We start from the raw sequence: 24,287 nt of genomic DNA on the forward strand, positions 1-24,287 counted from the left end.
CGTGCCGCGTACCCCATCTGAAAATGAGCGAATTCGCCAAGCTGCTAAAGAGAAGATCCATGTAGCCGCAATGACGCTCTTCATAAAAAAAGGCTACCACGCGACCTCAATCGACGATGTAGCCAAACAGGCCCAGATATCGAAGGGACTGCTTTACAACTATTACAAAGGAAAAGAAGAGCTTCTCGCCGCGATGGTTCAGGTACGGATCGAGGAAGTAAAAGAAGTGATGGAGGCTGCGACTCAGCTTGCAACGCCGCACGAACAACTGCGCCATATTGTCAACGGTGCGCTTGATAACGTCTACCAGCGGCCGGATATCTATCGTTTTTACTTGAATTTGCAAACGCAGCCCGAAGATGATCGGGTACTTGCTTCTTACAGAGAGCAATTAAATGAGGAGTCGCGCAGGCAGTTTGAAGTCCAGTGCCAGATATTCAAACAGTTAGGCGTAAAGCAGCCCAGATTGAGATCGCTCTATTTTTCTTCGGCGCTCCAAGGAGCAATGTTGATGATGACGACTTATCCGGAAGGGTTTCCGGTTGAAGAGATGAAGGAGCAGATGATTCGGGAGTATTGTAGTCCTCCGGAAGAATCATAGCGTTACGTTCAAAATTGAAGAGGATATCCCATTCGTAAATGATTGGTGGGGTATCCTCTTTTTTCTGTACCGTTGGTATAACTGAAAAGCCCAAAGCACAATCCGTTCAAACCGTCTCCATTATATATCTAAATGTTTGAAATTGACAGAAATAATCAAAACCAATATATTGGTTTCATGGACACTAACCTCATCAAACAAATCGAACGCCCATCATTACGCGAACAGGTATACCAAGGCTTGAAGAAAGCGATTGTCATGCTGGAGCTAAAGCCAGGACAACGGGTCAACGACAACGAACTGGCGGCTTTATTTGGCGTGAGTCGAACTCCTGTGAGAGAAGCGCTCAAACGGTTGGAGGACGAAGGGCTTATTGAATCCGTTCCCGGCTCTCTCACACGAGTGACACCCTTACTTGAAAAGGAGGCGAAGAACGCGTTTCCGGTTGTTGCGGCCTTGCACGGGTTGGCAGCACGATTGGCGATGCCAGTTGAATCGGAGGTCATCCGTAGTCTGGAGCAATGGAATGAAAAGCTGCAGGTCGCACTCGAACAGCAAGATGTGATCAAAGCGATTGAAGCAGATGACGGCTTTCACGAGGTGATCCTCGAGGCTGCGGGGAATCGTGAAATTTACCTGGCACTTGAGCGAGTTGTACCGAAAATTCGGCGTTTGGAATTTGCTCGGTTCGGTTCTTTAGAAGGGGTGGAGTCAGTAGAACAGCACCGTAGAATCATCGAAGCGATTCGAGACAACAACAGTCAGCTAGCCTCTTCTTTGATGGAAGAAAACTGGATCAACCTTGGCAGATTGCTTACGAACCATTCCAATGATGAATAGGGGGTAATGGCATGAGTACGGTTGAAATGAAGGGGGAAGTACATGATTCGCGTGTTTTGCAATGGGCGCGTTCCATTATCGAAGAGAGTCCGTCCCACCGTCTGATTCAGCAAGAGATCGTGAATGCAGTAAACCGCAATGCGATTTGGCGAGGCGAGGAATGCTTGAATTTGCTCGCACCAGAAGCACCCACTACGCCCATCGTACGTCAACTGCTCGCTTCTGAGGTAGGTACTCGCGCTGCAGAAGGACATATCGGCAGCACGCAGAGATGGTTTGCTGGCACGAAATATATCGATGAAATCGAAGCGTTATGTGTTGAGCTGTTGAAAAAAGTATTCCAAGCCAATTTCGCTGACCATCGATTGGTAGCCAGCATGATTGGGAACATGACGGTCTATGCGGCGTTAACGCAACCGGGCGATACGATTATGACGATCGCGCAACCGTTTGGGGGACATTCCAGCAATCGGGTGGACGGGCCTGCTGGCATTCGTGGTTTGCAAATTGTCGATGTGCCAATGGACCCTGTTGAGCTTACTGTTGATCTGGACGAGTTCGCCAAAGTCGCACGGCAAGTTAGGCCAAAGCTCGTTACCCTAGGCGCGTCCATGACCTTATTTCCATTTCCACTGAAGGAGATGGCTGAGATCGTGAAAGAATGGGGTGGTCGCATTTATTTTGATGGTGCACACCAGTTGGGGTTGATCGGAGGCGGTCAATTTCAGGACCCGTTGCGAGAAGGGGCATGTGTGATGACTGGCTCGGCTGGGAAAACGTTTAGCGGTCCACAAAGCGGCATCATCGTCTGGAATGACCCGGAACTATCTGTACCGATAACAGATGCCATCTTCCCGGCACTTGCCGCTACACATCAAGTCAACCGGGTAGCGGCATTGGCAGCAGCGGCGGCAGAGTTTTTGGCATTTGGCACGGAATACATGGCACAAATTGTGACGAATGCACAAGCACTGGGTAAAGCATTCGATGATCGGGGAATACGGGTGCTTTGCGCACACAAAGGCTATACACGTACACATCAAGTCATTCTGGACGTAAAAGAGTTTGGTGGTGGTTACGAGGTAGGCAAGCGATTGGCTGAAGCGAATATCATCACGAACAAAAATTTGATTCCAGGTGACGGACCAGAGGATTGGGACTTCCCAAGCGGTTTGCGTATCGGGACGACAGAAGTCACCCGCTTTGGCATGAAAGAACAAGAGATGGACACGATTGCAGAGCTGATTGTAAGTGTGTTGTCCGGCAGGGAAAAGCCCGAGGTTGTCCAGTCAAAGGTGATCGAATTGCGCAGATCGTTTAGCAAGATGCAGTACTGCTTCCCAGAATAGAATAGGTAGGATAAACACCGTATGCCGGAGTTCAGGCCTTGGCATACGGTGCTTTTTCGAGTCGTAAGTAGACTCTCATTCTTGACAATGTCATTTCTTTTCGTAAATAATCGATTGATACCATCAAAGAATGGGAGTCTAAACGGATGAGTACAGACCATACAAACTCGGATGTTACCATTGATCATACGACGAAAGAGCTGGCTCTCGTATTTGGCCAGTTAAAGCGGATCGGACATGTTTTCAGTCCTTCGAAAGACCTTCGTCAGAGCGAATTGAATTTGCTTGTTCACTTGACCTACGTAAGTCCCCCAGGCACGAACGGCATCAGAGTTTCCGAGCTAGGCAAGCAGTTGAAAATAACGTCAGCAGCCGTGACGCATGTCATTCAATCACTCGAACAACTTGGGCTTATCACCCGTACCGTGGGACCCAAGGATCGACGCTCCATTCTCGTGGCCCCTACGAAAGAGGGCTTTGATTTTGTGGCAGCGAGAGAGCAAGAGCTGTTTAATCGTTTTCAGCAACTGCATGAGTATCTTGGTACGGATGATGCGCAGGCACTCATACGGATATTAACGAAATCAATCAGATTCCTGCATTCCTATCAGGATAGCGATGAATCACAACCATAGTTCGATGATGGACTATGGTTTTTTGTTGTTTTGATAAGAACCTTGCTCCAGCTCTTTGAGGAGCGAGTTTGCAGAGGGGCTCCAATGTAGCTGTTGTTCCGCGCGTAATCCAGATATCCTCTGGTTGATGCTCGCCCCCCAAGCGGCTGGTCCTAACGCTTTTGCCGCATCCTCATAGCTCCATGATTCCACTTTTTCTATCCCAGCTATTTTTGCGATCGAAGTTATGAGCTCTTTCGTCGTGATCATTTCCTTGGAAGTTGCATTGAATAATGAGCCTGGCTGTGCTCGTAAAAAAGCGCATTCGTATAGTCTCGCCAAATCATCAATATCGATAGTAGACCATGCTGTTTGCCCGTCATCGATATAGTTGGCTGATTGGGAGAGCTTCGTCCTTTGAATCGTTGCTTGGACGAGTCCACCGCCACGACCGTATACAAGTGTAGGACGTATGACGATCGTACGAATATTGCGCTCGGCTGCTCCTAACACTTCCTGCTCCTGGTTCGCTTTCCATTGGAGAAAAGGCAAAGGATTGAGAGGGGAGTTCTCATCCACGACATTATCGTACGTATCGTTATAGATCAGCGTTCCACTCGTATAAATGAATGGCTTCCCTGTGCCTTCCAAACCATCTAGCATGGCCTGAACCGCTGCTACATCCAATTTTTCCATATCAGATGTGTGCGAGATCGCCATATGAATGACACCATCGAATTTTTTAACACTTTCGGTTAGTAGTGTGGTATCCGCAAGATCGCCAACAATAGGGGTGAACCCTTGTGTGAGCAACAGCTCCGCTTTCTCTTCCGATCGAACAAGTCCAGCAACCTGATACCCCAGAGACTGAAAATGCTCGGCGACTACGGACCCGACGTAACCAGTTATTCCTGTAAGGAAAACATTCATGACAAAACCTCCTTAGCACATAATTAATTTAGTAACTAAATTATTTAATAACATTACGGTGATGTCAACAGTGTTTGTAATTAACAGAATATTGACAAAACAAAAACGGGGTGTTATTTTCACATTAGGAAAACGTTTACCCGTTATATGGAAAGTGAGTGAAGAACCATTACTGTAACCATTAAAGACATCGCACAACTCGCCAACGTTTCCATCGCGACTGTTTCGCGCGTGCTGAACAATTCCAAGCCAGTCCGTCCAGAGCTGCGGGAAAGAGTTTTGAAAATCGTGCAAGAGACGGGCTTTCAACCGAATGCGATTGCCAGGAGCTTAGTCAGCAAAGAAACCCGCATCATCGGGGTGATGATTCCCGATATCTCCAACAATTTTTACTCCAATCTCATTTATGGGATCGACAGTGTCATTAGCGAGTACGACTACAGCATGTTCTTGGCGATATCCGATGAAGTAGTGGACAAAGAGCTGAAGTACTTGCGACTGTTCAAAGAAAAACAAATCGATGGTGTCATTATCGCGAGTATTCACTTCCTGGAGGGCAATATCCAGACGCTGCAAGAGATTCAGGTTCCCCTAGTTGTTACCGGCCACGATTTGCCCGGCTATCAGATTCCGACTGTCAACGTCAACAATGTGCAAGCCTCCTATGATGCTACTGCTTATCTCATCTCACAAGGCCACACTAAAATCGCGTGTATATCAGGTCCACTGTGGGACCCGCCGTGCGGTCTGGATCGCATGGGCGGTTACCGAAAAGCCATGCGGGCACATGATTTGCCCATCCATGAAGGATTCGTCGTGGAAGGAGAATTCACAGCCAAGAGCGGTTACGAAGCCATGCGCCGTATTTGTGAGGAAAAAATTCGTCCGACAGCAGTTTTTGTTGCAACAGACCTGATGGCGGTTGGCGTCCTCAATTACTTGTACGACCATGGCATTCGTGTACCAGAAGACATCTCCGTCATGGGCTTCGACAATTTGGAGCTCGCCTCCCTTTCCCGCCCTATGCTCACCACCGTGCAAAATGACCCGTTCATGTACGGAAAAGCCGCAGCAGAGCAATTACTCAGACAAATCCGCATTGAACCCGTAGAGAAAATGAGCACCGTCCCACACCATCTCGTGATTCGCCAAACTGTAAGCGCTTTACTGGAATGAGGTAACAAGTCTCACCATATAAAGGAAGCAAACGAGTTTACGAATGCAAAAGGGGTGAAGAGACATGAAGCTTGGTGTATTTACCGTTCTATTTAGCGAGAAGTCGTTCGAAGAAATGCTGGATCATGTGAGGGCAGCAGGTTTAGAAGCGGTGGAAATCGGCACAGGCTGCTATCCGGGCAATGCGCACTGCAATCTGGATGAGCTGTTGGAAAATCCGGAAAAAAGACGAGCGTACAAAAAAGCAGTAGAGGATCGGGGATTGATCATCAGCGCACTCAGTTGTCACGGCAACCCGTTGACACCAGAGAAAAGCTTTGCGCAGCAGTCCCACGATACGTTTGTGAAAACGGTACAGCTAGCCGAGATGCTGGAGGTGCCTGTGGTCAATTGCTTTTCTGGTACGGCAGGTGACCACGAAGGAGCGAAGTACCCGAGCTGGCCCGTTGCTCCTTGGCCCAATGAGTATCGCGACGTGCTCCATTGGCAATGGAACGAGAAGCTTATCCCGTACTGGCGCGAGTGGACTGCTTATGCGACTGAGCATCATGTCAAGGTTGCGTTGGAACTACATGGGGGCTTTCTCGTGCACACACCAGGCACACTGCTGAAGCTGCGGGAACAGGTAGGCGAGGGGATTGGGGCAAACTTCGATCCAAGTCACATGTGGTGGCAAGGAATTGATCCGGTAGCTGCGATCAAAATCTTGGGCAAAGAAAAAGCTATCTATCATTTCCATGCCAAAGACACGTATATTGACCAGGAAAAAGTGAACATGTACGGGTTGACGGATATGAATTCCTACGCCAATCTTCATGAACGTGCCTGGTATTTCCGAACCGTAGGCTATGGGCATTCCCAACAGACGTGGGCGGATATGATGAGTGCACTGCGTATGAATGGATACGATTATGTCGTGAGCATCGAGCACGAGGATGCCATCATGTCGATGGAAGAAGGTTTTCAGCGCGCTGTTCAAAACCTGCAGCAAGTCATCTTGCGAGAACCAGTCCAGAATCTATGGTGGGTGTAGGAGGGGAGAAAATGACGAGTCAACGCAAATGGAAAATCGGAATCATCGGTGCAGGGGGGATTACAGAAGCACACTTGGAGGCGATCAGAGAAGAGCCGCGAGCGGAGGTAGTTGCCATTGCAGATGTTTCCGCAGAAATGGCTGCCTATCGTGCGAAACGGCATGACATTCCACAGGTTTTCACCGAATATGAGACAATGCTACAAGAGTCTGATATAGATGCGATCATTGTTTGTGTCCCGAACTACTTGCATGCAGAGGCCACCAAAAGTGCGCTTGCAGCAGGCAAACACTTGCTGTGCGAAAAGCCGATGGCGATGAATGCCCAGGAAGCAGAAGAAATGATCGAAGCTGCAAAGAAAGCAGACAAAATCCTCATGGTCGCACAAAACAACCGATTCCGAAGCGATTCCCTGCAAGTCAAAGCATGGCTGAAGGCAGGCAAGCTGGGAAATATTTATCACGCCAAAACCGGTTGGGTCAGACGTAATGGGATTCCAGGATGGGGAAGCTGGTTTACGCAAAAAGAAAGGGCTGGCGGCGGTCCGTTGATTGATATCGGCGTACATATGCTCGATTTGACCTTATGGCTCTTGGATCATCCAAAGCCTGTATCCGTCCTCGGGCAGACGTACGCGCAATTCGGGCCTCACAAACGCGGCTTGTCAGAGTGGGGCACGATCGATGATACCGGTAAGTTTGACGTGGAAGATATGGCAGTGGCGATGATCACCTTTGAGAATGGATTGTCGCTTACGCTCGATGCAAGCTGGGCTTCTCACATCGAAGAGGAAAACGTTTTCCTTCAACTATATGGACAAGAAGGCGGGGCATCCCTTCGTTTATTGGATAACCAGTTCACGCTTTATCACGAGTGGAACGGCGTAACTGCCTCGACAGAATTAAAATCAAAGCCTCAAAAAGAGCGCGTACTCCTATTCCGTAATTTCGTAGACGCCATCGAAGGGAAAGCAGAGGTGCTCTGCACACCGGAACAAGCCTTGTACATCAACAGATTGATCGAAGCCATCTACGCATCCGCACAAAAAGGGGAAGCAGTCCGTTTCTAATATGAGCATAGGGGGTTACTTAGATGAAAGTTGCAAACAGACTTACATCCGTTGGACTTACCTTATTAATGGCCATCTCATTGGCTGCATGTTCTTCTACACCTCAGCAAGCATCTACGGATACAGCCCCATCACAGCCTTCAACACCAGCCGCACCCAAAACAGAGCCAGCACAGCCCACAGACGAAAAAATCAAGCTTGTCTACGCACGCGGAAAAGACGCGACGGATTCCACCAAAAAGCTCGTGGAAGCTTTCCAAAAAAACCATCCGAATATCGAAGTAGAAATCCGTGAGATGCCTGCCGATTCCGGGCAGAGTCATGATCAATACGTCACCATGTTCAGTGCGCAATCGTCCGAGATCGACGTGTTTGACCTCGATGTCATCTGGCCTGCTGAATTCGCACAAGCGGGTTATCTTCTGCCGCTCGACCGCCTGATGGAGCAAGATGGAATCGAGACTGGAAAATATATCAAAGGGGCCATGGATGCCGGGAACTTTGGCGGCCAGCAATGGACTATGCCCAAGTTTATCGACGCGGGACTCCTGTTTTACCGCAAAGATCTCGTATCCGAAGCACCAAAGACGTGGGATGACCTGATTGCCCAAGCGAAAACTACGAAGGGCAAGGGCGGCACGAAGTTCGGCTACCTGATGCAAGCCAAGCAATATGAAGGATTGGTTTGTAACTTTGTCGAGTTTAGTGCATCATACGGTGGAAAAATTTTGGATGAACAAGGAAAAGTAGCGGTCAACAATCCTGCTACGATCAAAGGATTGAAAAAAATGATCGAGGTCGTCAAATCTGATTTCGTCCCAACCAATATCACCACATTCATGGAGCCGGAATCACACACCGCATTCCTCGAGGGGCAGGCACCTTTTATCCGCAACTGGCCGTATCAGTTCGCGTTGGCGCAGGATCAGGCCCAATCCAAAATCGTCGATCAAGTCGCGATCGCTCCACTGCCAGCAGGAGATGCAGGCTCGGCAGCAGCACTCGGCGGTTGGATGGGCGGAATCAACAAGTTCTCGAAGCACCCGAAAGAAGCATGGGAATTCCTTAAATTCATGACAGGTCCAGAGGGTCAGAAAATATCCGCGGTAGAAGGTGGGCTCGCCCCAACTTACCTGCCAGCCTACGAAGATGCCGATGTTCAAAAAGCCAGTCCGTTGTTTGCCAACAAAGACTTCGTCGATGGCGTAAGTGCTGCTGTATCTCGTCCAACGACTCCGATCTATCCAAAAATTTCGGAAGTAATCCAGATTGAAGTGTCCAAAGCACTCGCGGGACAGCAAACAGCCGAGCAAGCGGTGCAAAACATGGAAACGCAGATGAACGACTTGATGAAAAAATAAGCAGCAACATGTGGCGCTTCCAAGGAGGGCAAACCGGCTTCCTTGGAAGTTGCACAGCGATCAGTCTAACCCAAGCAAGCTTCTAGCGGGAAGGAAGGTGGTGAACGGATGAATCGATCAACCAAAAGGTCTCTTTCAGAAAAACAGATGGGGTATTTGCTGATTTTTCCTGCACTGCTCATCATACTTGTTATCGCGATTTGGCCTGTTATGCGATCCTTTTGGATCAGTCTGCACGATATCCGGTTGAACGACCCGACGAAATCAGAGATTCACTCTTCATATGGACTAGATATGGAACGCTACGTCAGTACGTTACCCAATCTGCTCCGGTATGTGAAGAGGGAGGCGGACTCTGCACAGGGGTCATCAAAGGAAAAACTGAACGCGCTCCAAGCGCAAATCGAACAAATGAACACTTCCCTCAACCAAACAGGCGAGGTCGCGAGCCGATACCAAATGATCGACCAGCTATTGCTTGACTTTAAACCAGTTCCCATAGAACTTAAATATGTGAGCCTCTCGAACGAACAAACAGAGTCTATCAAAACCAGCTTGGGGGAAGTCAGAGCGGTCCTTTTACAATTGAGTGAACAAAAGCTGCTTTCGAAGCCAGAGGGTGCTCTTGGCGTGATCCAAGGCATTGAAGCTTCGATTATCGAGCCCAACTTTGTTGGTTTTACCTACTACAAGAAGTTTTTAACGGATGCTCGGATGTGGGGGGCTCTGTACAATACGGCGTTTTTTACCGTTATCTCCGTTGCCATTGAACTGGTGCTCGGCATATTGATTGCACTATTGATCAATCGACCTTTTCGCGGTCGGAGTCTTGTACGAGCAACCGTGCTAATACCGTGGGCGATTCCGACTGTGATCTCTGCGATGATGTGGAAGTTTTTGTACGATGGGCAAAATGGCATCGTCGCCTATCTTTTTGAGCAGGCAGGGCTGATCTCGGATATGGGAATGTTGCTAACAACAAAGGCTGGAGCCATGTTTTCCGTCATTTTGGCAGATGTGTGGAAGACGACGCCATTCATGGCCTTGCTTTTATTCGCAGGCTTGCAAACGATCCCGCAAAGCTTGTACGAGGCAGCTTCTGTCGACGGTGCCACCCGCACCCAGCAATTTTTTCGTATTACGCTTCCGATGCTGAAATCAACCATTCTGGTGGCGCTATTGTTTCGTACACTTGATGCGTTCCGCGTATTTGATTTGATTTACACGCTGACAGGTGGGGCACCCGGGAACTCGACTGAGACGATTTCCATCTACGCGTACAAAACGATGTTCGCTCAAATGAGCTTTGGGGAAGGCTCGGCGCTCGCAGTCATTGTCTTTTTGTGTGTGGCATTGATCTCCATCGGCTATGTCAAAATATTGGGAGCTGATCTGCTGAGTGATGGCAGCGGCAAATAAGGAGGTGATTGGATGCGCAAACACACGGGTCCCTTGTTTTACGTGGGTCTACTGTTATTCGTTTTTCTTGTGATGTTCCCGTTTTTATGGATTCTCCTCGCAGCATTGAAGCCACCAGCGGAGCTGTTTGGGGAGCGAGCCTTTCATTTTATCATCCAAAATCCTTCGTTTGACAACTTTGTCCGCGTCTTTACGGAAAGACCGTTTGCCCGTTACTTGTGGAATTCGACTGTCGTGGCGACGTTAACCACACTCTACTCCATTACGATCGCTTCTTTTGCTGCATACGCAATTGCCTGGCTGTCCTTTCGGGGAAAGGCGATCATTTTGGGTGTCGTACTGGCTGTGTCCATGTTTCCGCAGATCGCTACCCTTTCACCTATTTTTATGTTCATGCAATCGATGGGCTTAACGAACAGCTACATCGGCCTGATCATTCCTTATACAACTTTCGCACTGCCGCTCGCAATCTGGAATCTGACCATCTTTTTCCGTAAAATACCGAGTGATTTGGGCGAAGCAGCCAAAGTAGACGGCGCGAGCATTTGGCAAACGATGACCAAAGTGTTTTTCCCACTCGCCATGCCCGGGGTTTTTACGACCGCCATCCTCGTTTTTATCGCAGCGTGGAATGAATTTTTGTTCGCCTTGACGTTGAATACACAGGAAGCGATGAAGACTGTGCCTGTGGGAATCGTCATGTTTCAGGGAATGTTTACAATCCCGTGGGGAGAAATATCGGCTGCCTCCATCATTGTGACGATCCCGTTAGTAGTGATGGTGCTGATTTTCCAGAGGCGGATTATCTCAGGATTGACTTCTGGGGCAGTCAAAGAATAAAAGGGAGTCATTCTATCATTTGTCCCGCAACTATGATTGTGATACGGTGGAAGCAGCTCTCAGAAAGCGAGTTGACGGACGCATGAATAATCTCACAAAATTTCAGATTAACAGGCCTGTCCATGAAGTGTTCGAAGCTTTCGTGGACCCGGCGAAAATCGGCAACTTCTGGTTCTCTTCCAGCTCGGCAAGGTGGGAAGTAGGGAAGAACATTACGTTATTCTACGATATTTACAATGCAGAAGTAGGGATTACCGTTCACGAAATCCAAGTGAATAAACGAATCGTTTTCCAGTGGGCGGGAGAAGAAAATACCGTAACGATTATGTTAAACGCGTTGGATGAAGCCAGGACGATCATTGAAGTGAACGAAGAGGGCTTTCAAGAAGATGATCCTATGCTCCTTCAAAAAATGATCGACAATAAAGAAGGCTGGGTGTACGTATTAAGCTGTTTGAAGGGGTATCTGGAGCATGGGATCAAGACATTAAGAGAAGGGCTTGTGAAATAGGTCTGGTCATAGCCCCAGGCTGGGCTTGTTTGTAACGATTAATCACGAGGAAGAACCGTCAAAAATGCACTGACGGTTCTTTGTGCTGGTTGTCGTCTTCTCGATACTATTCCTTGATTTCACTCCATCTGAACGATCCGTTTACGGCCTCGACGGTTGGCCAATCCTTGCTCGTATCGAGTTTGTAGGCAAGGTGTTTACTTAGAATTAAATCCGTTTATCAACTGGAATATTTTTCATTTACATACTGTTTTATCCATAATATTATCGAGTCAGTCAACGAATTGTTGATTACCAAAAATTTCTAGGAGGGATTCATAATTCATACTAAAAAATTTATTGCTAAAGCTACTGCCTTTTCCTTTTTTTTACTTTCGATGCTGTTGAATGCTGGGAATGCAAGTGCAGATGTGATTAGTGCGCTGCCGCAGAATGCATCGCAATTAGAACTGGAGTTTGTACCGATATATGACTATGATAAAGATGGATGCTATGCGACCTCAGCAATAACTCCTGAGGGGAGGACGAATCCCGGTCTAGCCCTAGGTGGAGACGTGAACGGGAAATGCCGAGACCCTCGACAGCTCGAAAACTCAAATACCTATTCCAGATCCAAAACGAATAACGGTTGGACTGCGATTATGTATGCTAGCTATTTTGAAAAAGATCAGTCTACTCTTGGTCCGGCGGCGAGTGGACACAGACACGACTGGGAACATGTGGTGGTGTGGATTCAAGATAATCAAATCCAATATGTGTCCCGTTCAGAACATCGTGGTTGGAAAGTAGATCCTCGATCCAATGTATTGTTTGAAAACAATCACCCAAAAGTGGTTTACCACAAAGATGGAGGTTCCACTCATTTTATTCGTCTGGCAAACAGTAATGACGAACCACCTGAGAATTATACAGGTAAATGGTTTTCACCACCGTTAGTTGGATGGGATGGTTATCCGAACGTTCAAGTACGAAATACACTGATGCAAACAGACTTTGGAGACGCAACGATTAAAATCAATGATGAACGATTCAATGACGCCCTTAACAGTGCAAAACCTTCGGGGATTCCTTTTGATGCTTATGCAGATGATTCAAAGCGTAACTTTGTAACATTTTTTGAAGATGATTCAGGCACAGGTCAATCTTTTAGAGATTCAGTCTCAAGAAACTGGGTGGGAAGTTATCCAGGCGGAGCATACTTTGAAGATAAAATTTCTAGTGTCAAATTGGACCCACACACAAGGCTTGTGGGGTATCAACATTCGAATAAGGGTGGATATAGACATACGATCATAAATGATAGTAATGATGTGAAAACCTACGATCTCACTACCTTTAATGATACGATATCGTCGTACGAAATTGATCCACTTCCACAGCATAGTGTAACGTTTTTACAACATCCTTATAATAATAACGGCAATTCAGGATATTACTATACAGAAACAGTCTCACAACCCTCATTCGCCAATAGCCCAATTGGTAGTTCTTTTAACGATATGGCTTCAACTGTGATTGTAGGAGCATATACGAAAGTGGAGCTTTTTGAACATGCAAATTATGGTGGGGTTAAAAAAGAATATGTAAATGATACGAATGCTGAACAGGTATTTATCTTGGAAGGTTTTCATGACAAAGCATCATCATTTAAAATTAGCAATACACGCTGATTTGGAGAAAAGGTATGTTTCAAAGAAAGATTTGTAGGGCAGAGCTCAAAACACCTTGCAAGTTTAAACAACCAGTCGTCGGAATTCAACCGGCAACTGGTTGTTTCGTTTCATCGGGAAACCTTCCAGGCAACAACTTCAATGTTGAACAGGTCTTGAATTACAGAAAGGTAGTAACCTATACGTTTGGCTTGTACCGGGCTTTTATTTTTGCACTATTTGATTCCGAGGCTACGTTTTTTTCGCACGAGCGTGGATATGTTCACTTGCAACTTATCCGCACATTGCTGCATGGTGTCGGTCTCTTTCAAGAGGCGTTGGATATACGCACGTTCAAACCGTTCGACCGCTTCTTTTAGCGGCAACAGCTCATCCATTTTGGCGAGATGGAGCGGCAGGGCTGTCTGCTGGGTATTGCGAATGGACGCAGGCAACTGATCAAATGTAATTCGCCCATTTTCACACATGTGGAAAGAACGTTCCACCACATTTTTCAGCTCGCGTGTATTCCCTGGCCAATCATAATCCATCAGCGCCTCCAACGCATCTGTTTCGATGCGCATTTCTTGCTGGTACTTCCATTCGAGCTTTTTCAAATAGTAGAAAATGAGAGCCGGAATATCCTCGCGGCGCTCACGCAAGGGTGGAATAGTGAGGGCTAGTACGTTTAGCCGGTAGAACAAATCCTGCCGAAAACGCTTTTGTTCGACCATCGCTTCCAAGTCGCTATTGGTGGCAGCGATGATTCGCATGTTAACCTGACGCGATGTTTTTCCCCCGAGTCTGCGAATCCGCCCATCCTGCAAGACATTCAAGAGCTTCACCTGTAAAGGAAAAGGGAGGTCTCCAATCTCATCGAGAAAAATGGTTCCTCGATCCGCGAGTTCAAACAAACCCTCCTTCGATTGACTTGCCCCCGTAAAGGCGCCTTTCTCATAGCCAAACAATTCAGACTCGAGCAAATGCTCGGGAATGGCCCCGCAATTTATCTTAATGAATTCCCCTGTACGTCCGCTTTGGGCGTGAATGTAGTTCGCCATGACATCCTTACCGACACCAGACTCGCCTAGCAAGAGAACGGGGGAGTCGTTGGTCGCAAATCGTTTGGCGAGTGAAGTGATTCGATGCATGAGCCCACTGCGATAAATGATCTGCTCATCAAAGTCACCATCGGTTTGGATATGCTGCAACGCTCTTTGATACGCGGAACTGATTTGACGTGTTTCCTCCAGCTCCTTCTGAAGCTGATTCAACTCTGTTACGTCACGTACATTTCCTACCACAAACAATAATTCCTGGTTTGGATCGAGCAGCGGGGTAGCCGTATTGATCGCTTGCCTTCCGTTCGCATAATCGATCACGACACTATGCGTTTGTTTTGTCAAAATCGTACGTACAGCAGAAGAGTCAGGAACCAGATGCATTTCTTTTTGCTCCATAAAGCTAAAATTATTCAAGATGTCGGCTGGAACTCCCGTGATGTTCAAGTACGCCTCATTGTAGAGCAGGACGTAGCCGTTACGGTCACAGATCGCCAATCCATCGTGGGACGTACTGAATATGGTCGTCAGCAATTTTGCGAGCTCATGATTATCACTGGCCTGGAAATACTTGGTTTGATACATCGAAGTCCTCCTAAGTAGGCTTGTAAACGGAATAATCAGAATTAATCATCCGTGTGCAATGATGCATATGCAAAAATGATCATTTTCGAAGTGTTTTGTTGTGAAATCGCTTTCAATTGTTTGGCATGCTACTTGCTCTTCTATAGGGAGGAAAGCAGAAGCAAGACGAGCAGAATCACATGATCGAAAAAGAGAGGGATGATTCCATGTCTTCATTATATCAGGTATTGAGTCCAGCGGGTGAGCTGGTAGGTGATCTCAAGGGGCAATTAGACGAGGCGACGATGATCAAGATGTATGAAAATATGGTGCTTGTTCGCCAGTTTGACCGCAAGTCGATTAACCTGCAACGACAAGGAAGAATGGGCACGTATGCTCCCTTTGAAGGGCAGGAAGCTTCGCAAGTAGGCAGCGCGATGGCATTGACACCTGGAGATTGGCTTTTCCCAACTTATCGAGACCATGCGGCAGCGATCGTCCATGGTCAAACCATGGCACGAGTGTTCCTCTATTGGATGGGTCACATGGAAGGGAGTATCAGCCCGAAACATTTGCACATCATGCCGCCATGTGTACCGATCGCGACTCAAATGGTTCATGCGGTAGGGACTGCTTGGGCGAGCAAGCTGCAAAACGAAAAGCATGTCAGCATCGCCTACTTTGGTGATGGAGCAAGCTCAGAAGGCGACTTTCATGAGGCATTGAACTTTGCAGGTGTGTTTCAAACACCGACTATCTTCTTCTGTCAAAACAACGGCTTCGCGATCAGTGTTCCGTTTTCCCAGCAGTCTGCATCGAAAACAATTGCACAGCGTTCGGCTGCTTATGACATCCCTGGGATTCGGATAGACGGCAATGATATCTTCGCTGTTTGGCTGACCATGAAAGAAGCCATGCAACGTGCGTTAGAAGGTAAGGGACCGACGTTGATTGAAGCGGTGACATTCCGCTATGGTGCACATACAACCGCAGATGATCCGAAGAAATACCGGGATCAAGAGAGCTTGTCCGAGGAATGGCGTCAAGAGCGCGACCCACTCCAACGAGTGCGTGTGTATCTGGAGAATCAAGGGTTGTGGAACGAAATGAAGGAAGCAGATCTGATAGCACGGGTGAATGAACAGATCGACGCAGCTCTTGTCGAAGCAGAGAGCTATCCGAAGTCCAAACCGGAAGACATGTTCAAGCACGTCTACGCTGAACCATCGTGGATGGCAACCGAACAGGAGAGCGAGCTCGTCAAGCCATCGAAGCAGGAGGGAATCCTGGCATGAAACGCAAACTGACAATGATTCAAGCCATTACGGAAGCCATGGATCAAAAATTGGCAGATGATTCACGCATCATGCTGCTTGGCGAGGATATTGGCGTGAATGGTGGCGTGTTCCGGGCGACTGAAGATTTGATTCACAAGTACGGTCCGGACCGTGTAGTGGACACGCCGCTTGCTGAGGCAGGAATCATCGGGGCGGCGATCGGCCTTGCCATGAACGGGAAAATTCCTGTGGTCGAAATTCAATTCCTTGCCTTTATTTATCCGGGCTTTGAGCAAATTGTTTCTCATGCTGCGCGCATGCGCTATCGGACTCGCGGACAGTATCATGTACCGATGGTCATACGCACGCCGTACGGGGCGGGGATTCGCGGTCCTGAGCTGCATTCGGAGAGTGTCGAAACGTTTTTTGCCCATGTGCCGGGCTTAAAGGTTGTGGCACCAAGTACACCGTATGATGCAAAAGGCTTGTTGATTGCAGCAATGGAAGATCCTGATCCGGTTATTTTTTTGGAGCCGACCAAGCTCTATCGCGCATTTAAACAAGAAGTACCGGAAGAAATGTATCGTGTGCCCATCGGAAAAGCGAAGGTCGTCCAGGAAGGCTCGGATGTATCCATTTTTGCTTGGGGAGCGATGCTTCGTGTCGCAGAGGATGCTGCGAAACAGATCGAGCGCGAAAACGGCTTGAGCTGTGAAATCATTGATCTGCGCACGCTCTATCCATTGGATCGGGATACGATCATCGCCTCGGTCAAAAAGACTGGACGTGCAGTTGTCGTACACGAAGCGCATAAGACTGCTGGGTTGGGTGCAGAGATCATCTCCATAATTAATGATGAAGCATTGATCTACATGAAGGCTCCCGTGAAACGGATTACCGGATTTGACGTGCCCGTCCCGCAATTCAGCATTGAGGATGACTACTTGCCAACGACTGAACGCGTGAAGGACGGAATTATGGAAACGGCTACGTTTTAAGAGAAGGAGCGAGTCATATGGTTGAGTTCAAGCTTCCTGATGTTGGAGAAGGTATGCATGAAGGAGAAATCGTAAAAGTGCTGGTTCGCACGGGTGAATCCGTGCAACAGGATCAGCCGCTGCTGGAGGTACAGACAGACAAGGTGAATGCCGAGTTGTCCGCGCCAGTGACTGGCATCATTCGTGAAATTTTCATATCGGAAGGGGAAACAGTAGAGGTTGGAACTACCCTTCTCGTTATAGATGCAGGAACGGAAGCAAAAGCGGAAGAGACAAAGCTTCCAGAAAAGGTCGTAAACCAGGATAAGACAGTCAATTTTGCACCAGCTCGTGCTGATCACCGCCGCTCATTGGCTACGCCATACGTTCGGCAGTTGGCACGGGAGATGAAGCTGGATATCGAGTTGGTTACGGGTACAGGAGCAGCAGGGCGTGTGACGGAAGAAGATTTGCGCCAATTCGCCAATCGACTGCAAAAATCAACACCAGCTAAGTTTCCGACGTCGGCTACTGGCAATGAGCGTCTGTTGGAGGAAAGTACAGTGCCGATTGGGACTGAACCAGTTGTTCAGCCGAAAACAGGTACCGCTACTCGTGCAGCCACCTCATCGCAGGGAGATATCGAACGGCTACCGCTAAAAGGCATCCGAAAAAAGATTGCCGAGCATATGGTGAAATCAGTCACAATCATCCCGCATGTTACTTCTGTTGATGAGCTGGAGATGGATCAGCTGCGTGCTTTGCGCGAAAAGATAAAGCCACATGCGGATAAACGGAATATCAAGCTGACCTTCCTGCCGTTCTTTATCAAAGCGCTGGTCATTGCACTGAAGGAATTCCCGACACTGAACGCATCGATTGACGAACGTACGAATGAAATCCTGCTCAAGCGCTTTTACCATATCGGCATTGCAACCGATACGCCTGAGGGCTTGATCGTACCAGTCATCAAGGATGTAGACCACAAATCGATTTTTCAACTCGCAGAAGAAATCGATCAACTGGCACGCTTGGCTCGCGAAGGCAAACTGACCATGGAGCACATAACAGGTGGCACCTTCACGATCAGCAATGTAGGTCCAATAGGGGGACTGCAAGCAACGCCAATCATTAATCACCCCGAAGTGGCGATTATCAGTCTGCACAAAATGGAGAAACGCTGGGTCGTGCGTGAGGATGAAGGGGTCATTCGCTGGATGATGAACCTGTCACTTTCGTTTGATCATCGCCTGATCGATGGCGTGACGGCGGTACGTTTTACCAACCGGATCAAGGAGCTGCTGGAAGATCCGAATCTATTGTTTGCGGAGATGGTATAGATGGTAGTCGGCGAAGTAGCAGTCGAAACAGATGTGGTTGTCATCGGTGGTGGGCCAGGAGGTTATGCAGCCGCTATTCGTCTCGGACAACTGGAGAAATCGGTCGTTCTGATTGAAAAGGAAGTGCTGGGTGGGGTCTGCTTGAATCGCGGATGCATCCCGTCGAAAGCTTTGATTCATACAGCAGGCGAATACCACAAGCTAAGTAGTCTGAATAAGCTTGGAATCCAACTGCCGACGGGGAAAGCGACCTTCCATATGCCGAGCTGGCAAACGTGGAAGTCTTCTGTCGTTGATCAACTGAACAAAGGAGTCGATTATCTCTGTCAGGCCAATAATGTTACAGTCGTGAAGGGGAAAGCGACATTTCTCTCGAGTGATCGGATTGGTGTAGAGACGGGTAATGATTTTGAAACGTACAAATTTAAACAAGCGATTATCGCGACAGGATCACGTCCATTCATTCCATCGTTTTTGAAAACAGATGGAGAATACATTCTGGATACTACCGATATGCTGGCACTGGATGAAGTACCGGAAACACTGGCCATAATCGGCGGTGGCTATATTGGTATGGAGCTCGGGATGGCGTTCGCCAAGCTTGGATCGCAGGTGACTATCATTGAGGCAACCGAGCGCATTTTGCCGCAAACAGCCGCCCATCTTTCTCAGGAAGTGCTTAAGCAGGCGAAACAGCTCGGGATGACGGTAAAGATCGCGACAAAAGTAGAGCAGGCTGAGGTAGCAAACGGAAGCGTTACACTCGTATGTACTTCGGAAAAGAACGGTTCCGAAAGTATCACCGCACATAAAACGCTCGTCACTATAGGGCGAGTGCCTAACACAGGTGAACTCGGACTTGCGCAGGTGGGAGTAGAAATGGACGAGCGCGGCTATATTCCCGTGACATCGACTGGCAGTACAAACAAGTCGCATATTTATGCCATCGGCGATGTCACACCTGGCCCTGCGTTAGCCCATCGTGCAACGAAGCAAGGGATTGTGGCAGCCGAGGTGATCGCAGGGCTACCTAGCAGCGTAGATTCCCCGTATGTACCTTATGTGATTTTTACTGAGCCGCAAATAGCTGGCGTGGGGATGACACGCGAAGAGGCAGAGCTTCAAGGGCACAAAGTCAAGGCAGCGGTGTTCCCTTATCGGGCGAATGGCAGAGCACTCGCCATGGATGAAGGAGAAGGCTTTGCAGAAGTGATTGTGGATCAAGAAAGCCATTTATTGTTGGGAATGCACGTTGTAGGTGCTGATGCATCAAACCTGATCGGGGAAGGTGTACTGGCACTTGAGCTTGCTGCACGTGTAGAAGATGTGGCGTTAACCATGCATCCCCATCCCACATTAAGCGAGGTATGGCTGGAAGCTGCCGAAGCGGTATTAGGCCATGCCATTCATATCGTAAACAAATCAAAAGTAGCTGTGAGCAAATAGGTTTATCGTGAAACCTTAAAGTCTAGTGACGGATAGTCTTGACAATGATCAGCCTCGGAGCCTGTCAAGATTAGCACTTGCATGAATGTGCTACGCTTGAATTAATCTCGTGCAAAGGATGTGTGGTCATTATGAAATTGAATCACGTCAATCTTACCGTTACGGATGTTCCAGCTGCTTCGGATTTCTTGGAGAAATATTTTGGTTTGAAAAAGTTAGATACGTCGGATGATGCCCGTGGCGATAATTTTGGCGTCCTATTTGACGATAATGGCCTGGTGTTTACCTTGATGAAGGGGGCCGAAGTCCAATATCCCAAGACATTTCATATCGGCTTCATCCAGGAGAGCGAAGAGAAAGTAAATGAAATCAATCAACGCTTAAAAGAAGATGGTTTCAAAGTAGCAGCGCCAGTAAGATCGCATGGTTGGACCTTCTATGTGAAAGCTCCTGGTGGATTTACAGTTGAGGTACTTGCATAACGCGTATACACATAGTCGACAGCCTTCTTTTTCTCACAAGAAAAGGGGGCTCTCTTTTTTTCCATAATGGAATCCCAATTGATAAGCACGATCCAACAACTGCTCGATATGCGCAGGATTTTGCGCCAAGGTGTCATAAAGGATCTCAACCTTCGAATCGTCTATTCCGACGTAACTGGAGATTCCGACATTGAGGTGATGTGCCATCATTTGGTCATAACTTCTTTTTTGAAAATGATCCTCAGGAGCTGCTGCGAGACCGATCCACAATGCATGCTTATGATGTAGTTTACGTGAACCATAAGCAAACCCATTGTTCCAGACGCGATCGATATATCCTTTTAGCATTGCAGGCATGCTGAACCACCAGATCGGAAAAATAAAGGCTAGCGCGTCGTGCTTTTTCATGCGCTCCATTTCAATCTCGACCTCTTCGGAATATTTCTTATCGCCATTGTTCCAATCTGGCTCATCTTCCTCCCATAAAACAGGGTGAAAACCACTGCGATGTAAATCTAAAACTTCCACCTCATGTCCTGCATCTTTTAGGCCCTGAACGAAACGTTCTGCAACGGCAAAGGTCAAGGAATTGGTTCGTGGATGGGTAACAACTGTCAGTACTCTCATTTTCATACACCCTCTATTTCTGTATTAATTTGTACACCAAAATCTTTTTGATGGGGTTGATAGCAAAACTCCATGGACTGTCAGATGGGCGCCCATCTTCTATGGTGCTGGTATATCCGAATCATGCACCATATAATGGAATGTGAAAAGTACGCACTTTTTTGTGCTTTTGATACCAAAAAGTAACATAGGAACAAAAAGGTTCCTGAAAAAATCATAAGCAATGAGGGAGGACAGCCAATCGATGAGACCAAAGCTCAAACATACATACCAGATTCCTTCTGAAGCAACGCTAGATGTTTTAGGCGGTAAATGGAAAACCTTGATTTTATGTCAGTTATACTACGGCCCAAAAAGAACGAGTGAATTGAAAAAACAAATGCCGGATATTAGTCAAAAAATCCTGACACAGCAGCTTCGCGAGCTAGAAGAGGACGGAATTGTCATCAGGACTGTGTACAGCCAAGTACCGCCAAAGGTCGAGTATGAATTGAGTGAATTGGGTGAAACGCTCAAACCAATCATGGATCTCATGTGTGAATGGGGCGAGCGTTACCTACGGGGGGAAATACCGGGGAAAGAGTCTTAAATACTGATCGGTCGAAGGAGGAACAATCACGTGCATTCACCTTTGTTTCCACTTGCAGACCCTGCAAAGATGCGTTTAGATACAGAGCTTTTCATGGAACTTGACAGAAAGATCAGAAAAGAAAAAGTCGTCAGTTGCCTTATCATTCAAGAGGGGTATCTGGCTTACGAATATCATAAAAACAAGAAGCAAGCGCAAAAACTTCAAAAGATCAATTCTTGCACCAAAAGCTTTATCTCGGCGCTTATCGGGATTGCATTGGAGCAAGGACTGATCGCTGGTGTAGATACACCTATCACTTCCTACTTTCCCTATTTAGAGCAAAAGTCTGTCGATCCCGTTAAACGTTCCATTACCTTGTTTCATTTGCTCACGATGACACCCGGCTTTGATTGGCCAGAGTTCGGTGAGTGGCAATCATTTCCCATGATGCTCTACAGCCCCGATTGGGTGCGATTTGTGCTGGATCGGCCGCTGCTTGACCAACCGGGAGAGAAGATGAATTACAATTCTGGTTGTTCACATTTATTGTCTACCATCCTGCAAAAGGCAACAGGAATGAGCACATATGAGTTTGCTAAAAAGCATCTCTTTCAACCTCTGAACATCGAAGATTCGTATTGGTATTCTGACAGACAGGGGATTCATAACGGAGCTGACGGATTACGACTTACTTCGCGTGATATGGCAAAGCTGGGGTTACTCTATCTGCAAGGCGGTCAATGGCAAGAAAAGCAAATCGTTTCAGCAGCGTGGGTTCAAGAATCGATTCAGCCAAAATTTCGGACATATGAGAGGATTGGGTCTTACGGCTTGCATTGGTGGAGTGACAGAATCGATCCAAGCAAGGATTGGACAGAGGACAACTACTATTATTTTGCCCTTGGCTTTGGGGGGCAGTACATACTGATTGTTCCTTCAAGAAAAATGGTTGTTGTATTCAGCAGTGAGCTGTACGACCATTCATTGCGGCCGCTTGCTTTATTCAGACAGTACATACTTGCAGCGAAATAGAACGAAAACCAGTTCAGGACACGAGCAGGTCCTTCGAACTGGTTTTCCTATTTACAGAAACATTTTACATGGACGTTTCGTCTGTATGGACAAGAGTTTTACTGGCATGGAATTGCAGGCGATACAGCATCCAGACTCCCGTGATGAGAATGGCTAGCAGGAGGAAGATGTTGCTGTACACAGATGCTGCCGGGTTTGTTACCAGCGGATTGATCTTCATCGCTGCCGTTTGGTTGTCCAGTGCTTTTCCAATCAGGCTCATAGCAACGGCACCTGAGATGAAGTTGAGCATCGAGAATAGTCCCATGCCGACGCCTGTCTGTTCTTTCACGAGAGTTCTCGAAAGTGTATTGGACAAGGCAATTTGCATGAAGGTTTGACCGACATTGCCCAAAATAAGAATGACAGCAATGGCGATTGGCGAGATGCCGACGAAGGTCGAGAGCAGGCTGAAGCATATGAGCATAAAGAAAGCAGCAAGCGAGACAACAAAGAAGTTCCCGCGTTCATCTGCGAGCAGACCGCCTTTGCGACCCATGAGTGCAGAGGCAATTGCGGCAGGGAAAAGTACAAATCCAATGCTCCCGGCTGACAACTGATTGAGTGCACTCAAAAATTGCGGGGTCATGAACATGACACTAAAGCTCAAGGCTGTCGAAATAAAAGCGATGAACAAGCCTACTGAAAAGTTTCGATTGTGGAATAATGCGGGTTGAAGAAAGGGATGTTCGGCAGTCCGAATCCGCACGATGAACATGGCCAGTAGCACAATACCTCCTGCGAATAACAGTCCGCTGCTCTCGGTAATCGACAGAAGAAACAAGGCAACCGTTGAAGCCAATAGTCCTCCTCCGAGAAAGTCAATCGACCCAGGGGCTCCCTTTTCATCGTCCAAATATTTGCGGAAGAACGGGAGAGTAAGGAGCGGCAGCAAAGAAATAAGAAACAGCATGCGCCAGCTTCCAAAGCTAGCCATTAGTCCCGCCACCACCGGGCCAAACGCATTTCCCAAGGCAAGTCCGACAGCAGAAGTACCGAGAGCTCGTCCTCGTTGTTCAGGGGCGAAATAGCGAATCGGAATAATCATGGCGGTCGCTGGCAGAACAGATGCACCAGAGGCTTGCAGGATGCGTCCAAGAATGATCATCCAATATTCCGTGGCGAGCATCCCTGCAATAGAGCCGACAGCGAAAATGAGGAGACCGTATGTCAGAAGGTCCTTGAGCCTATATTGGTCAGCGAGCTTGCCAAAAACAACCGAGCCGATGGCATAGACGACCATGTACCCTGTCATAATCCAACTGACCTGCGATGGCATCAGATGGAATTCCTGTGCAATTTCCGGTAAAGCAACATTAAACATCGTTCCATTCATGACCGAAAAAATCAAGGTGACGACAAGGACTCGAAGGAGCTTGTTGCTATTCTCCATGGCAAGATCGGAGTGGTTCATGTGTATTCCTCCATTTCCAGGGTAGTTCTCAAAGGCATTCAGGTCGCACAATGTTGCATATAGC

Annotated in this window: 23 protein-coding genes; 19 read left to right on the top strand and 4 right to left on the bottom strand. The window is 47.7% G+C overall.

The features are described 5' to 3' along the window. Position 1: 1 nt before the first annotated feature. The 4 genes from HP568_RS17105 (at position 2) to HP568_RS17120 (ending at position 3,425) form a co-directional block, all read left to right on the top strand. Entirely contained in the window at positions 2–601 is a 600-nt protein-coding gene (locus tag HP568_RS17105; protein ID WP_173629722.1) for a TetR/AcrR family transcriptional regulator, read from the top strand. Positions 602–778: 177 nt separating this feature from the next. Continuing rightward, complete coding sequence (locus tag HP568_RS17110) at positions 779–1,441, top strand: GntR family transcriptional regulator (protein ID WP_173629723.1); 663 nt, start codon at positions 779–781, stop codon at positions 1,439–1,441. A gap of 11 nt (positions 1,442–1,452) precedes the next feature. Further along, positions 1,453–2,790, top strand: a complete 1,338-nt coding sequence (locus tag HP568_RS17115) for a serine hydroxymethyltransferase (RefSeq protein ID WP_048032873.1) — start codon at positions 1,453–1,455, stop codon at positions 2,788–2,790. Positions 2,791–2,936: 146 nt separating this feature from the next. Next, a complete protein-coding gene (locus tag HP568_RS17120) occupies positions 2,937–3,425 on the top strand; it encodes a MarR family winged helix-turn-helix transcriptional regulator (RefSeq protein ID WP_048032874.1) in 489 nt (162 codons plus the stop codon). A gap of 12 nt (positions 3,426–3,437) precedes the next feature. Here the strand turns inward: HP568_RS17120 and HP568_RS17125 are convergent, their stop codons facing one another. Further along, a complete protein-coding gene (locus HP568_RS17125; protein ID WP_048032875.1) occupies positions 3,438–4,334 on the bottom strand; it encodes an NAD-dependent epimerase/dehydratase family protein in 897 nt (298 codons plus the stop codon). Positions 4,335–4,523: 189 nt separating this feature from the next. Between HP568_RS17125 and HP568_RS17130 the strand changes: the two genes are divergently transcribed. From HP568_RS17130 to HP568_RS17165, 8 genes are all read left to right on the top strand, one after another. Further along, on the top strand, positions 4,524–5,510 hold the full coding sequence (locus HP568_RS17130; protein WP_082195924.1) for a substrate-binding domain-containing protein: 987 nt from the start codon (positions 4,524–4,526) through the stop codon (positions 5,508–5,510). 64 nt (positions 5,511–5,574) lie between these two features. Continuing rightward, the gene (locus HP568_RS17135) at positions 5,575–6,543 is read left to right on the top strand and encodes a sugar phosphate isomerase/epimerase family protein (RefSeq protein WP_048032877.1); all 969 of its coding nucleotides are present in this window, start codon (positions 5,575–5,577) and stop codon (positions 6,541–6,543) included. Positions 6,544–6,554: 11 nt separating this feature from the next. After that, positions 6,555–7,613: a Gfo/Idh/MocA family protein gene (locus tag HP568_RS17140; RefSeq protein WP_048032878.1), complete on the top strand. Its 1,059-nt coding sequence runs from the start codon at positions 6,555–6,557 to the stop codon at positions 7,611–7,613. A 23-nt stretch (positions 7,614–7,636) separates the two neighbouring features. After that, positions 7,637–8,974: an ABC transporter substrate-binding protein gene (locus HP568_RS17145; protein ID WP_173629724.1), complete on the top strand. Its 1,338-nt coding sequence runs from the start codon at positions 7,637–7,639 to the stop codon at positions 8,972–8,974. Between the two features lie 108 nt (positions 8,975–9,082). Continuing rightward, positions 9,083–10,393, top strand: a complete 1,311-nt coding sequence (locus HP568_RS17150; RefSeq protein WP_173629725.1) for a carbohydrate ABC transporter permease — start codon at positions 9,083–9,085, stop codon at positions 10,391–10,393. Between the two features lie 12 nt (positions 10,394–10,405). After that, positions 10,406–11,233, top strand: coding sequence for a carbohydrate ABC transporter permease (locus HP568_RS17155; RefSeq protein WP_048032881.1), 828 nt, complete (start codon positions 10,406–10,408; stop codon positions 11,231–11,233). A gap of 19 nt (positions 11,234–11,252) precedes the next feature. Then, complete coding sequence (locus tag HP568_RS17160) at positions 11,253–11,744, top strand: SRPBCC family protein (RefSeq protein WP_048032882.1); 492 nt, start codon at positions 11,253–11,255, stop codon at positions 11,742–11,744. Positions 11,745–12,121: 377 nt separating this feature from the next. Further along, positions 12,122–13,414, top strand: a complete 1,293-nt coding sequence (locus tag HP568_RS17165; RefSeq protein ID WP_173629726.1) for an NPP1 family protein — start codon at positions 12,122–12,124, stop codon at positions 13,412–13,414. A gap of 215 nt (positions 13,415–13,629) precedes the next feature. On the opposite strand, the gene HP568_RS17170 is transcribed toward HP568_RS17165, so the two are convergent. Next, positions 13,630–15,039 carry a sigma-54 interaction domain-containing protein gene (locus HP568_RS17170; RefSeq protein WP_048032883.1) on the bottom strand — a complete coding sequence of 470 codons (1,410 nt, stop codon included), beginning with the start codon at positions 15,037–15,039 and terminating at the stop codon, positions 13,630–13,632. 206 nt (positions 15,040–15,245) lie between these two features. Here HP568_RS17170 and pdhA point away from each other — a divergent pair, with 206 nt between their 5' ends. The 5 genes from pdhA to HP568_RS17195 all read left to right on the top strand — a co-directional run bounded on the left by pdhA (position 15,246) and on the right by HP568_RS17195 (position 20,540). Beyond that, positions 15,246–16,313 carry a pyruvate dehydrogenase (acetyl-transferring) E1 component subunit alpha gene (gene pdhA, locus HP568_RS17175; RefSeq protein ID WP_173629727.1) on the top strand — a complete coding sequence of 356 codons (1,068 nt, stop codon included), beginning with the start codon at positions 15,246–15,248 and terminating at the stop codon, positions 16,311–16,313. Next, a complete protein-coding gene (locus HP568_RS17180; RefSeq protein WP_173629728.1) occupies positions 16,310–17,293 on the top strand; it encodes an alpha-ketoacid dehydrogenase subunit beta in 984 nt (327 codons plus the stop codon). The genes pdhA and HP568_RS17180 overlap by 4 nt, the downstream gene beginning before the upstream one ends. A 17-nt stretch (positions 17,294–17,310) precedes the next feature. After that, complete coding sequence (locus tag HP568_RS17185; RefSeq protein ID WP_173629729.1) at positions 17,311–18,612, top strand: dihydrolipoamide acetyltransferase family protein; 1,302 nt, start codon at positions 17,311–17,313, stop codon at positions 18,610–18,612. After that, positions 18,613–20,058: a dihydrolipoyl dehydrogenase gene (gene lpdA / locus HP568_RS17190; RefSeq protein ID WP_173629730.1), complete on the top strand. Its 1,446-nt coding sequence runs from the start codon at positions 18,613–18,615 to the stop codon at positions 20,056–20,058. It begins immediately after the preceding gene. A gap of 131 nt (positions 20,059–20,189) precedes the next feature. After that, positions 20,190–20,540, top strand: a complete 351-nt coding sequence (locus HP568_RS17195; RefSeq protein WP_048032887.1) for a VOC family protein — start codon at positions 20,190–20,192, stop codon at positions 20,538–20,540. Between the two features lie 33 nt (positions 20,541–20,573). Here HP568_RS17195 and HP568_RS17200 read toward each other — a convergent pair whose 3' ends face one another. Next, complete coding sequence (locus HP568_RS17200; protein WP_173629731.1) at positions 20,574–21,167, bottom strand: NAD(P)H oxidoreductase; 594 nt, start codon at positions 21,165–21,167, stop codon at positions 20,574–20,576. Positions 21,168–21,411: 244 nt separating this feature from the next. Here HP568_RS17200 and HP568_RS17205 point away from each other — a divergent pair, with 244 nt between their 5' ends. Together HP568_RS17205 and HP568_RS17210 are read left to right on the top strand one after the other, a co-directional pair. Beyond that, on the top strand, positions 21,412–21,756 hold the full coding sequence (locus HP568_RS17205; RefSeq protein ID WP_007721669.1) for a winged helix-turn-helix transcriptional regulator: 345 nt from the start codon (positions 21,412–21,414) through the stop codon (positions 21,754–21,756). 30 nt (positions 21,757–21,786) lie between these two features. Continuing rightward, positions 21,787–22,770 carry a serine hydrolase domain-containing protein gene (locus tag HP568_RS17210; protein WP_309142226.1) on the top strand — a complete coding sequence of 328 codons (984 nt, stop codon included), beginning with the start codon at positions 21,787–21,789 and terminating at the stop codon, positions 22,768–22,770. A gap of 64 nt (positions 22,771–22,834) precedes the next feature. Here the strand turns inward: HP568_RS17210 and HP568_RS17215 are convergent, their stop codons facing one another. Beyond that, on the bottom strand, positions 22,835–24,223 hold the full coding sequence (locus HP568_RS17215) for an MFS transporter (protein ID WP_173629732.1): 1,389 nt from the start codon (positions 24,221–24,223) through the stop codon (positions 22,835–22,837). Positions 24,224–24,287 lie beyond the last annotated feature (64 nt).

This window comes from Brevibacillus sp. MS2.2 (genome assembly GCF_013284345.1).
GTDB classification, from domain to species: Bacteria; Bacillota; Bacilli; order Brevibacillales; family Brevibacillaceae; genus Brevibacillus; species Brevibacillus brevis_C.

Coding starts and splice junctions, on each gene's coding strand:
- HP568_RS17200 (WP_173629731.1), bottom strand. CDS start 21,167: ATGAGAGTACTGACAGTTGTTACCCATCCACGAACCAATTCCTTGACC.
- HP568_RS17180 (WP_173629728.1), top strand. CDS start 16,310: ATGAAACGCAAACTGACAATGATTCAAGCCATTACGGAAGCCATGGAT.
- HP568_RS17115 (WP_048032873.1), top strand. CDS start 1,453: ATGAGTACGGTTGAAATGAAGGGGGAAGTACATGATTCGCGTGTTTTG.
- HP568_RS17215 (WP_173629732.1), bottom strand. CDS start 24,223: ATGAACCACTCCGATCTTGCCATGGAGAATAGCAACAAGCTCCTTCGA.
- HP568_RS17110 (WP_173629723.1), top strand. CDS start 779: ATGGACACTAACCTCATCAAACAAATCGAACGCCCATCATTACGCGAA.
- HP568_RS17120 (WP_048032874.1), top strand. CDS start 2,937: ATGAGTACAGACCATACAAACTCGGATGTTACCATTGATCATACGACG.
- lpdA (WP_173629730.1), top strand. CDS start 18,613: ATGGTAGTCGGCGAAGTAGCAGTCGAAACAGATGTGGTTGTCATCGGT.
- HP568_RS17170 (WP_048032883.1), bottom strand. CDS start 15,039: ATGTATCAAACCAAGTATTTCCAGGCCAGTGATAATCATGAGCTCGCA.
- HP568_RS17185 (WP_173629729.1), top strand. CDS start 17,311: ATGGTTGAGTTCAAGCTTCCTGATGTTGGAGAAGGTATGCATGAAGGA.
- HP568_RS17140 (WP_048032878.1), top strand. CDS start 6,555: ATGACGAGTCAACGCAAATGGAAAATCGGAATCATCGGTGCAGGGGGG.
- HP568_RS17150 (WP_173629725.1), top strand. CDS start 9,083: ATGAATCGATCAACCAAAAGGTCTCTTTCAGAAAAACAGATGGGGTAT.
- HP568_RS17205 (WP_007721669.1), top strand. CDS start 21,412: ATGAGACCAAAGCTCAAACATACATACCAGATTCCTTCTGAAGCAACG.
- HP568_RS17165 (WP_173629726.1), top strand. CDS start 12,122: ATGCTGTTGAATGCTGGGAATGCAAGTGCAGATGTGATTAGTGCGCTG.
- HP568_RS17155 (WP_048032881.1), top strand. CDS start 10,406: ATGCGCAAACACACGGGTCCCTTGTTTTACGTGGGTCTACTGTTATTC.
- HP568_RS17135 (WP_048032877.1), top strand. CDS start 5,575: ATGAAGCTTGGTGTATTTACCGTTCTATTTAGCGAGAAGTCGTTCGAA.
- pdhA (WP_173629727.1), top strand. CDS start 15,246: ATGTCTTCATTATATCAGGTATTGAGTCCAGCGGGTGAGCTGGTAGGT.
- HP568_RS17125 (WP_048032875.1), bottom strand. CDS start 4,334: ATGAATGTTTTCCTTACAGGAATAACTGGTTACGTCGGGTCCGTAGTC.
- HP568_RS17145 (WP_173629724.1), top strand. CDS start 7,637: ATGAAAGTTGCAAACAGACTTACATCCGTTGGACTTACCTTATTAATG.
- HP568_RS17195 (WP_048032887.1), top strand. CDS start 20,190: ATGAAATTGAATCACGTCAATCTTACCGTTACGGATGTTCCAGCTGCT.